General features: G+C 43.0%; 5 protein-coding genes, 3 rRNA genes and 1 pseudogene. 6 read left to right on the top strand and 3 right to left on the bottom strand.

Annotated elements, in window-relative coordinates; translation table 11 throughout:
- The 4 genes from L652_RS0121060 to glsB all read left to right on the top strand — a co-directional run.
- Positions 1-2,251: ribosomal RNA gene (locus L652_RS0121060) — 23S ribosomal RNA — on the top strand; the annotation flags it as partial.
- A gap of 133 nt (positions 2,252-2,384) precedes the next feature.
- Positions 2,385-2,499, top strand: a 5S ribosomal RNA gene (gene rrf, locus L652_RS0121065).
- A gap of 62 nt (positions 2,500-2,561) precedes the next feature.
- Positions 2,562-2,676 (top strand): 5S ribosomal RNA (rrf, locus tag L652_RS0121070).
- A 156-nt stretch (positions 2,677-2,832) separates the two neighbouring features.
- A complete protein-coding gene (gene glsB / locus L652_RS0121075; RefSeq protein WP_024597412.1) occupies positions 2,833-3,756 on the top strand; it encodes a glutaminase B in 924 nt (307 codons plus the stop codon).
- A 36-nt stretch (positions 3,757-3,792) separates the two neighbouring features.
- Here glsB and L652_RS01000000124245 read toward each other — a convergent pair.
- Positions 3,793-5,084, bottom strand: a pseudogene (locus tag L652_RS01000000124245) (inosine/guanosine kinase).
- A 178-nt stretch (positions 5,085-5,262) separates the two neighbouring features.
- Here L652_RS01000000124245 and tadA point away from each other — a divergent pair.
- The gene (gene tadA, locus L652_RS0121085; protein ID WP_002961078.1) at positions 5,263-5,778 is read left to right on the top strand and encodes a tRNA adenosine(34) deaminase TadA; all 516 of its coding nucleotides are present in this window, start codon (positions 5,263-5,265) and stop codon (positions 5,776-5,778) included.
- A gap of 2 nt (positions 5,779-5,780) precedes the next feature.
- Here the strand turns inward: tadA and L652_RS1000000125155 are convergent, their stop codons facing one another.
- Together L652_RS1000000125155 and mltF are read right to left on the bottom strand one after the other, a co-directional pair.
- A complete protein-coding gene (locus tag L652_RS1000000125155; RefSeq protein WP_002961076.1) occupies positions 5,781-5,948 on the bottom strand; it encodes a hypothetical protein in 168 nt (55 codons plus the stop codon).
- A gap of 164 nt (positions 5,949-6,112) precedes the next feature.
- Entirely contained in the window at positions 6,113-7,621 is a 1,509-nt protein-coding gene (gene mltF, locus L652_RS0121095) for a membrane-bound lytic murein transglycosylase MltF (protein ID WP_024597414.1), read from the bottom strand.
- Positions 7,622-7,832: 211 nt separating this feature from the next.
- On the opposite strand from mltF, the gene purL reads away from it, so the two are divergent.
- The coding region (gene purL / locus L652_RS0121100; protein WP_024603636.1) for a phosphoribosylformylglycinamidine synthase at positions 7,833-11,398 on the top strand (3,566 nt) is incomplete at its 3' end.

Below are 11,398 nucleotides of genomic sequence, written 5' to 3' on the forward strand. Positions count from 1 at the left end.
TAGTTGCAAGGTATAGACCCGAAACCCGGTGATCTAGCCATGGGCAGGTTGAAGGTTGAGTAACATCAACTGGAGGACCGAACCCACTAACGTTGAAAAGTTAGGGGATGACCTGTGGCTAGGAGTGAAAGGCTAATCAAACCGGGAGATAGCTGGTTCTCCCCGAAATCTATTTAGGTAGAGCCTCGGACGAATACTTACGGGGGTAGAGCACTGTTAAGGCTAGGGGGTCATCCCGACTTACCAACCCTTTGCAAACTCCGAATACCGTAAAGTAATATCCGGGAGACACACGGCGGGTGCTAACGTCCGTCGTGAAGAGGGAAACAACCCAGACCGCCAGCTAAGGTCCCAAAGTCATAGTTAAGTGGGAAACGATGTGGAAAGGCCCAGACAGCCAGGAGGTTGGCTTAGAAGCAGCCATCCTTTAAAGAAAGCGTAATAGCTCACTGGTCGAGTCGGTCTGCGCGGAAGATGTAACGGGGCTAAACTATGCACCGAAGCTGCGGATTCAGAATTTATTCTGAGTGGTAGGGGAGCGTTCTGTAAGCGGTTGAAGGTGTACCGGGAGGTATGCTGGACGTATCAGAAGTGCGAATGCTGACATGAGTAACGATAATGGGAGTGAAAAACTCCCACGCCGGAAGACCAAGGGTTCCTATCCCATGTTAATCAGGGTAGGGTAAGTCGACCCCTAAGGCGAGGCCGAAAGGCGTAGTCGATGGGAAACAGATTAATATTTCTGTACTCGATATAATTGCGATGGGGGGACGGAGCAGGCTAAACAAGCATGGCGTTGGTAGTCCATGTGAAAGTGAGTAGGTTGGCGACTTAGGTAAATCCGGGTTGCTATTAAGACTGAGACACGAGACGAGTCACTAAGGTGATGAAGTTGTTGATGCCATACTTCCAGGAAAAGCCTCTAAGCTTCAGATTATATGGAATCGTACCCCAAACCGACACAGGTGGTCAGGTAGAGAATACTAAGGCGCTTGAGAGAACTCGGGTGAAGGAACTAGGCAAAATCGTACCGTAACTTCGGGAGAAGGTACGCTCCTATCTGTGATGAGACTTGCTCTCTAAGCGGACGGGAGCCGCAGTGACCAGGTGGCTGGGACTGTTTATTAAAAACACAGCACTGTGCAAAATCGCAAGATGACGTATACGGTGTGACACCTGCCCGGTGCCGGAAGGTTAATTGATGGGGTTATCCTTAGGGAGAAGCTCTTGATCGAAGCCCCGGTAAACGGCGGCCGTAACTATAACGGTCCTAAGGTAGCGAAATTCCTTGTCGGGTAAGTTCCGACCTGCACGAATGGTGTAACCATGGCCACGCTGTCTCCACCCGAGACTCAGTGAAATTGAAATCGCAGTGAAGATGCTGTGTACCCGCGGCTAGACGGAAAGACCCCGTGAACCTTTACTACAGCTTGGCACTGAACATTGAACCTACATGTGTAGGATAGGTGGGAGACTTTGAAGCAGCGACGCTAGTTGTTGTGGAGTCGTCCTTGAAATACCACCCTTGTAGTTTTGATGTTCTAACGTTGGCCCCTGAATCGGGGTTACGGACAGTGCCTGGTGGGTAGTTTGACTGGGGCGGTCTCCTCCTAAAGAGTAACGGAGGAGCACGAAGGTTGGCTAAGTACGGTCGGACATCGTACGGTTAGTGTAATGGTAGAAGCCAGCTTAACTGCGAGACAGACACGTCGAGCAGGTACGAAAGTAGGTCATAGTGATCCGGTGGTTCTGAATGGAAGGGCCATCGCTCAACGGATAAAAGGTACTCCGGGGATAACAGGCTGATACCGCCCAAGAGTTCATATCGACGGCGGTGTTTGGCACCTCGATGTCGGCTCATCACATCCTGGGGCTGAAGTCGGTCCCAAGGGTATGGCTGTTCGCCATTTAAAGTGGTACGCGAGCTGGGTTTAGAACGTCGTGAGACAGTTCGGTCCCTATCTGCCGTGGGCGTTTGAGAATTGAGAGGGGTTGCTCCTAGTACGAGAGGACCGGAGTGAACGAACCGCTGGTGTTCGGGTTGTCATGCCAATGGCATTGCCCGGTAGCTACGTTCGGAACTGATAAGCGCTGAAAGCATCTAAGCGCGAAGCAGGCCTCGAGATGAGTTCTCACTAGACTTTTAAAGTCTCTGAAGGGCCGTTGAAGACTACAACGTTGATAGGCAAGATGTGGAAGTGGTGTGAGCCATTAAGCTAACTTGTACTAATTACCCGTGAGGCTTAACCATACAACGCCAAACGCGTTTTGTGTGATAGTTTAAGACAGAAGTTAATAGACTAAAGTAGATTACTGAAGACATTTTATTATCAGAAATTCCAAATTTTAGTAAGCTCGATTGAATCGAACTTACACCAAATTTGCTTGGTGACAATAGCGTTTTGGACCCACCTGACTCCATGCCGAACTCAGTAGTGAAACGAAACAGCGCCGATGATAGTGTAGCATTTGCTATGTGAAAGTAGGACATTACCAGGCTTCAAATTCAGTCGAAGGACTTTAACCTTAATAATTAAAATAAGAAAATTGAAAAGAATTTTCTTGGTGACAATAGCGTTTTGGACCCACCTGATCCCATGCCGAACTCAGTAGTGAAACGAAACAGCGCCGATGATAGTGTAGCATTTGCTATGTGAAAGTAGGACATTACCAGGATTTAATTAAGAGAAACCCGTTACAGTAATGTGACGGGTTTTTTGCTTTTTTAAATTAAGAAAAACATCCCCCCTTTAAATTCAACAACAAAACTAGTTGCGTCTATTCGCGCGTGCTAAAATCCAATTTTTATGAATGATGATATAGAGGTCTAGTTTGCCTACAGCTGATTACCAAAAGGTGCTTGATGAAATAGCACATGAAGTACGCCCTTTATTATCACAAGGAACAGTAGCTGATTATATACCGGCCCTTGCAGAGGTCGATCCTGAGCAATTTTCTATCGCTATTTATACAACTGATGGTAAGACTGTATGTGCGGGGGATTGCTCTCAACGTTTTACCATTCAGTCTGTTTCAAAAGTTATGACACTTACTATGGCACTGCAACGTTATGGTGATGAACTTTGGCATCGAGTTGGAAAGGAGCCTTCAGGTACTGCCTTTAATTCGCTTACACAGCTTGAGTTTGAAAAAGGGATTCCTCGTAACCCTTTTATAAATGCAGGCGCAATTGTAACGTGTGATGCGTTATACAGCCGCTTATCTGCACCAATGCACTCTATGCTCGAGACCTTTAGGTTGTTAGCTGGTAATAGAGGGATAGTGATTGATAAAAAAGTCGCTAATTCTGAGTATGAATTTAGACACCGTAATGCGGCTATGGCACATTTAATGAAGTCGTTTGGTAATTTTGAAAATGAAGTCGATGATGTTTTATGGTCTTACTTTAACTTTTGTTCTATTGAGCTCAACTGTATTGAATTAGCCAAAGCTTATAATTTTTTAGCAAATAAAGGTGTTGATAATCGATCGGGCGATCGTGTTTTAAGTAGCCGTCAAAATAAGCAGCTTAATTCGCTATTATTTACCAGTGGCTTATACGATGCTGCGGGGGATTTTGGTTACAGAGTAGGTATGCCAGGTAAATCGGGAGTGTCAGGGACTATTTTAGCCGTGTTACCAAATAAGTTTACGGTAGCTGTTTATTCTCCGGGACTTAATTCGTTTGGTAATTCGGTTGCAGGAATTGCAGCGTTGGAACTGCTATCTAAAAAGCTCGATATTTCTATTTTTTAGGAAGTTGATAGGGAGCAATGATTGCTCCCACCGTTATTATTGTTCCCAATAAACCTGTTCTAAGCAGTCTTCGCGTTCTGGTAAACCGCGAGATAAACGAGGAGAGTGCTGAACTAACACTTCATAACTAGCTCGGTTAGCATATTTACTAATTTGCGATAGTGACGAGTAAGTAATAGCTTGTTGCTGATGTTTAGCTGAGTTTGCCACATTAAGCTTATGGTAAACATTCGCTGACAAATCATGAAGCACAGCCGCAAGTGCGCAATCACCTGCACCATTGGTGTTTTTGATTGAGTCAGGTCCACCCATAAATGGGGCTGTATGACTATATGCTCTGATAGGCTCATCACACTGGGTTTTACGCATAGCACGTGAAAATTCGTATCGATTAAAATCAGGTATGGCGCCTGGTAGTAACGGATATTCGGTTTCACGCTTTAAGCTTTCGTCTACGTAGCCGGCCATAAATAAGCCTTTTTCGCCAGCGGTGCAAATTACCAAATCTACCCANCGGCAGCTAGAAGAGGGTCTTCAAAACCTGTAATAGCTAACCCTTCTTCTTCGTTCATAGCAAGAATATCAACATGCTTTTCAACAAAGTTTGCCCACCAGGTCGGGTCTTGTTCAATTAAGAATTTAGTTCCGAGTGTAAGAACAACTGGCACACCTGCATCATTAGCGTATTTTACCGCTTGCATAGTCGCTTCAGTCATCGTTTCACTACCTTGCGTACGCATGAGGTAGGCACTGATCACTAATGCTGATGAATTTTCAATAAGGTTTTTATCGATAGATTCAGGACGTAAGTGATTCATTAGGCCCGCACTTATCGCAAAAGTACGCTCACCGGTTTCATCAATTAATGTAAAACAACGACCTATAGGCCCATCTACTGGTTGGAGATAGTTTAAATCTACACGGCTTGAGGTATTACATAAAAAGCGGTAAGCATAGCTACCTATTTTTATATTTTCGCTCATTACGCCTAATAAAACTGAGCGATCATCTGCAAGTACAGAGTAGTTGTGCATAGTGTTACCAATGGTCCCACCGGCAAACTCAAAATCAACCATATCGTTTAATTTTAAACGATCGTATAAGGCGTTCGTTATGTCGCTATCAATAACTTGTGACATACCTCTACGTAGTTGAAATTCGTCAAGGAAAGCTTGATCAACTTTTGCCTCTATATCAACAACGATCTGATCGATACCCGTAATATAACTACGTTGTAATCGCTCTGTTGCGTTAAGTTGATTAGTAAGTGGATCTTTGGCTTCCACTGGAAAATAATGTTTATGCCTGCGGCGTCCAGGAAATTTCATTTGCTACCCGTGTTGTGAGCTAAATAAAAAAAGCGTGAGATTATAGCGTAAATCCACACTAGTGAGCCATTACAAACAGGTAAATATCGTTTTATTTTTGCAATAAAGTAATGAATGACGCACTTTAGAGTGCTAACTAGGTATAATTACAGCATAAAAAGTTATTTAAGTAGAAAGAATGAACGAGCCATTTAATGATTCCTACTGGATGGAGCAAGCGCTTTTGTATGCAAAGCAAGCAGAGTTGCTTGATGAAATTCCGGTTGGAGCAATTGTAGTAAAAGATAACCAGTTAATTTCAGTGGGGTACAACCGCTCAATAACGGATAACGACCCATCAGCCCATGCGGAAATGATTGCAGTGCGAGAAGCTGGAAAAGTACTTAATAATTACCGCTTAATTGATTGCACACTATATGTAACGTTAGAGCCTTGCTCTATGTGTGCAGGACTGTTGGTGCATAGCAGAATAAAGCGTTTAGTATTTGGTGCCCTCGATGCTAAAACAGGGTCTGCAGGTTCAATTATGAACTTATTACAAGAGCCGAGGTTAAATCATCAAGTTGAGGTGTGCGGTGGTGTTTTGGCACAGCAATGCGGTGATACTATTTCGAATTTTTTTAAGCGTAGAAGAGCGCAAATTAAAGCAGCTAAGAAAGCTGCTCGTGATGAACAAATAAATAAACCTAGCTAAAGTTAACTAGCGATTGGCTCTATTTCTGTTTCAGCCATTTGCTGCATAGCAAACATTCGGCGGCGCCAGATGATTTTTTTGTGCAGTTTTCTTAGCATAACACGACGACGTGTGGCTGTTGAATAAATCACATTGCGTTTTAATTTTTGTGTGCGTCTACGTTTTAGCATGTTTTCTCCTAATGCAAGAGTGAGAAAGGCGCAGGGTATATCTTATAAAATAATAATATACAAGTAATACACATTAGTGATCATTTGATGACAAGTAAACAGATATTTAATTTACTTAAATTTTGCTTACTGGTTTGCTCAAAAAACTGATACCTATATAAATCTTAGTTATTGTTTTCACTTGGTAGTTCGGGCTCAATTATAGGCTGTTTTTTTTCTGTTTGCGCTTCATCTTTGTTACTTTTATCGTCACTTTCTTCATTTAAGTTTGGCTCGGTATCAGTGCTCTGCTCTGTGATTGGTTCTGGCTCAGACTCTACAGCAATAGCATTATTCTCATCTAGCCAAACAAGTGCATCGTAATAGCGACGAATATTATCAACATATTTAACCGCTACATCGCCACGCGCATAACCATAGCGAGTTTTACGGTAATAGCGCTTTTTAATTAACAGCGGTAAGCGTTTTTTTACATCAGCCCATTTATCAGGGCTTGCGCCTTGCTGCTCGGTAATTATACGCGCGTCGTTAACGTGCCCCCAACCTACATTGTAAGCCGCTAGTGCAAGCCATGTTCTATCAGGTTGAGGAATTCTATCAGGTATACGCTTAATCAGTTTACTTAAATACTTACCACCACCGCGAATATTTTGCTCTGGCTCTAAGCGGTTGGTAACACCTACTTGTTTTGCTGTACTGCGGGTTAGCATCATAATACCGCGAACGCCTGTTGGCGATTTAGCACGAGGATTCCACATAGATTCTTGATAGCTAAGTGCCGCTAATAAACGCCAATCAAGGCTACCAGCATATTGTTCAAACCATGGTTGGTATGTTGGTAAGGTTTCTTTGATAGCTTCGATATAAGCAAGGGTATTTACATAGTTAAATTGGCGTACGTGGCCAAAGTATTTTTCTTCAAGTACGTAGAGCTGATTACTCTGTTTTATATCGCCAAAAAATGGCACTAATAAGGAATATAAAGAATCATCTTTTGATTTATTAAGTATCCATGCAATCGGGTCGTTATGACTAACAGAAAAACCGATACTTAAATTTGGATGATAACGGCGAAATAACGATAGCGTATGTGTATCAGCGAGTGTGTAATCAATCTCGCCATCAATAACTGCTTGAAGTAGTTCTTCTTCATCAAACTCTTCGCTTTCTATCCAAGTAAGATCTGGATTGTTTTTTTTCATTTTTTGCAGAGTAAGCGAATGACTACTTTTAGCGATAACAGTAAAGTTGCCATCTAAGTCGGCAAACTCTCGAGGACGAACACGTCCTTGCTTATAAACTAATTTTTGGCTGATTGTTCTGTAAGTTGGTCCATAACGGTATTGCTCTGCACGGGTTTTATTATAGGTAAGTCCTGAGGCAATTAAATCTAAATCACCGCTTTCAAGGCGTTCAAACATATCGGATAAGTTAAAAAATGGCACTATTTCAAGCTCTACACCTAGATATTCAGCAAATGCTTGAGATAGCTCATATTCAAAGCCTTGTTCACCTTGAACGGCTTGATAATAATTACTAGCACTTGCAAGTGTACCCACACGTATTTTGTTTTGTTCTTTTATTTGGGCGAGTTGAGTTGGCTGCTCTTGCATATCACATGCACATAACAGCATAACTAAAGTAATGATTATTATTAGTTTTTCTTTGAACATTGAGTGCCCCTTAAGCTCGCCAGCCACCGTTATAGCAAAACTAAGCCATCGCGTCACTTTACCTTTTATTTTATTAACCAAAAGAGGCTATAAATAAAGCTAAAAAGTTAATTTTATGAAAAGCGTAATTTTGAGTTAAATCTGAATGCTAATTGGACTATAATGCGTGCCTAAAATATCGTTCAATCCCTAACCCCGGATGAAATTACCTATGTTGATCCTTCGTGGTGCACCAGCACTTTCAGAGTTCAGAGTTAATAAAATTTTAGCGCGTTGCCAACAATCGCAACTTCCAGTCACTAACGTATACGCCGAGTATACTCACTTTGCCGATTTAACATCGCCGTTGAGTAGCTCTGAGCAAACCAAGCTTGAAAAACTATTAACTTACGGTCCAACTATTGCTGAGCATACCCCAGCTGGCAAACTTGTACTTGTTACACCTCGCCCAGGTACCATTTCACCTTGGGCATCTAAAGCTACCGACATCGCCCACAACTGTGGTTTAAAGCAGGTTCACCGTGTTGAACGCGGTATTGCTTATTATGTTGAAGGTGATTTAAACGCAGAACAACTTGCACAAGTAACTGCGTTATTGCACGACCGCATGACTGAAGCCACACACAATGAACTTGAAGATGCGGCTCAGCTGTTTCGCAGTGATGCCCCACGCCAAATGTCGTCTGTCGATATTTTAGGTGGTGGACGCGAAGCACTAGCAACAGCCAATGTTGAGCAAGGCTTTGCGCTTGCTGATGACGAAATAGACTACTTAGTAGAAAATTTTACAAAGTTAGGACGTAACCCTAACGACATCGAATTGTTTATGTTTGCACAAGCGAACTCAGAGCATTGTCGCCATAAAATATTTAATGCTGACTGGACAATCGATGGTAAAGAGCAGCCAAAATCGCTGTTTAAAATGATTAAAAATACGTTTGAGCTAAATCCTGAAAATGTATTGTCGGCGTATAAAGATAACGCGGCAGTAATGAAAGGCTCAAAAGCGGGTCGCTTCTTCCCAAATGCGCAAGGTGAATATGCGTATCATCAAGAAGACATTGAAATACTAATGAAAGTTGAAACTCATAACCACCCAACAGCTATTGCGCCATTCTCAGGTGCTGCTACAGGTTCTGGTGGTGAGATTCGCGATGAAGGCGCAACTGGTCGTGGCTCTAAGCCAAAAGCAGGGTTAGTTGGCTTTACTGTATCAAATTTACGTATTCCAGGTTACGAGCAACCGTGGGAAAGCGATTTTGGTAAGCCGGGTCGTATTGTAAACGCACTTGATATAATGACAGAAGGTCCACTAGGTGGCGCTGCATTTAATAATGAGTTTGGTCGTCCTAACTTATTAGGCTACTTCCGTACTTACGAAGAAAAAGTAACAAGCCATAACGGTGAAGAAGTACGTGGTTACCATAAACCAATTATGCTTGCCGGTGGTTTAGGTAATATTCGCTCTGATCATGTTCAAAAAGGTGATATTCCTGTAGGCGCTAAATTAATTGCGCTAGGCGGGCCTGCAATGAACATTGGTTTAGGCGGTGGTGCTGCATCAAGTATGGCCTCAGGTCAGTCAAACGAAGATTTAGACTTTGCTTCAGTACAGCGCGAAAACCCAGAAATGGAACGTCGTTGCCAAGAAGTTATCGATAAATGTTGGCAGCTAGGTGATGAAAACCCAATCGCGTTTATCCATGATGTAGGTGCCGGCGGTTTATCTAACGCGTTTCCTGAGCTTGTTAATGATGGCGGACGTGGTGGTAAGTTCCAATTACGTAGCATCCCTAACGATGAGCCAGGCATGGCACCACACGAAATTTGGTGTAATGAATCACAAGAGCGTTATGTACTCGCTGTTGGCGTAGAGGACTTTGACCGCTTTGAAGCAATTTGTAAGCGCGAACGTGCCCAGTACGCTGTTATTGGTGAAGCAACAGCTGAACCTCACTTAACTGTGTCAGACAGCCACTTTGAAAATAACCCTGTTGATTTGCCGCTGGACGTATTATTAGGTAAAGCACCTAAAATGCACCGCGATGTAACGTCAAAGCAAGTTGTTGGCAAAGCGCTTGATATCACATCAATAAATGCAGCAGATGCAGCGCAGCGATTAATGCGTTTACCAACCATTGCAGAAAAAACATTCTTAATAACAATCGGCGATCGCTCAGTTACGGGTTTAGTAGCGCGCGACCAAATGGTTGGTCCTTGGCAAGTACCTGTTGCTAACTGTGCTGTAACTGCGGCAACGTATGATACTTACCACGGTGAAGCTATGTCACTCGGTGAGCGTACTCCGGCTGCATTACTTAATTACGGTGCATCTGCTCGTTTAGCTGTGGCAGAGTCGTTAACTAATATTGCCTGTGCAAATATTGGTAGCCTTGAAAACATTAAGTTATCGGCAAACTGGATGGCAGCAGCGGGTCACCCAGGTGAAGATGCTGGTTTATATGAAGCTGTTAAAGCCGTAGGCGAAGAGCTTTGTCCTGCGCTTGGTTTAACGATTCCTGTAGGTAAAGATTCTATGTCGATGAAAACGACATGGAAAGATGAAGGTGACTCACAAGAGAAGTCAGTAACATCGCCGCTTTCACTGGTTATAACTGCGTTTGGTCGTGTTGACGACGTACGTAAAACAGTAACGCCACAACTGCGCACAGATAAAGGCGATACATCGCTTATATTAGTTGATTTAGGTGCGGGTAAAAACCGCATGGGCGCATCAAGCCTTGCACAAGTTTATAAGCAATTAGGTGATGTAACCCCTGATGTTGATAGCCCTGAGTTATTAAAAGGCTTCTATAACGCAATGCAAGCACTTGTGGCTGATAGTAAGTTACTTGCTTATCATGACCGCTCAGATGGTGGTTTATTTACCACAGTAGCTGAAATGGCGTTTACGGGTCATACCGGTGTAACTGTTGATTTAGCAGCTTTAACAGGTTCAGACATTGAAGCGCTTTATAACGAAGAGCTAGGTGCGGTAATTCAAGTTGCTAATGCTGATTTAGATGCAGTAAATGTGGTGTTTGAACAACATGGTATAGCAGCCATTAGTCACAACATTGGCACGCTTAACAGTGATGATACGATTATATTTAACCGTGGCGAAAATACGGTACTTAATCATACGCGTACTGAGCTTCGTACTATTTGGGCTGAAACAACGTATCAAATGCAAGCGCGCCGTGATAACCCTGAGTGTGCTAAGCAAGAGTTTGATGCTAAATTTGATGCAAAAGATCCAGGTTTAAACGTAAAACTTAACTTTGATTTAAACGAAGATATAGCAGCGCCATACATTGCAACCGGTGCTAAACCGCAAATGGCTATTTTACGTGAGCAGGGTGTTAACTCTCATTTAGAAATGGCGGNAGCATTTAATCGCGCAGGTTTTGCAGCCGTTGATGTACACATGAGCGACATTTTAGAAGGTCGTTTAACACTAGAGCAATTTAAAGGTTTAGTGGCCTGTGGTGGTTTCTCATACGGTGACGTACTTGGTGCGGGTGAAGGTTGGGCTAAGTCTATTTTGTTTAACGACATGGCACGCGATCAGTTCCAAAACTTCTTCCACCGTGAAGATACCTTTAGCTTAGGTGTATGTAACGGTTGCCAAATGTTATCAACGTTAAAAGAGTTGATCCCTGGTACTGAACATTGGCCGCGCTTTGTAACTAATAAATCAGAACGTTTTGAAGCACGCTTTAGTTTAGTAGAAATACAAGAGAATCCGTCTGTGTTCTTTAACGGAATGGCTGGCTC

Origin of the sequence: Pseudoalteromonas sp. TB25 (assembly GCF_000497995.1) — a bacterium.
GTDB lineage: Bacteria > Pseudomonadota > Gammaproteobacteria > Enterobacterales > Alteromonadaceae > Pseudoalteromonas > Pseudoalteromonas distincta.

Coding starts and splice junctions, on each gene's coding strand:
- L652_RS1000000125155 (WP_002961076.1), bottom strand. CDS start 5,948: ATGCTAAAACGTAGACGCACACAAAAATTAAAACGCAATGTGATTTAT.
- tadA (WP_002961078.1), top strand. CDS start 5,263: ATGAACGAGCCATTTAATGATTCCTACTGGATGGAGCAAGCGCTTTTG.
- mltF (WP_024597414.1), bottom strand. CDS start 7,621: ATGTTCAAAGAAAAACTAATAATAATCATTACTTTAGTTATGCTGTTA.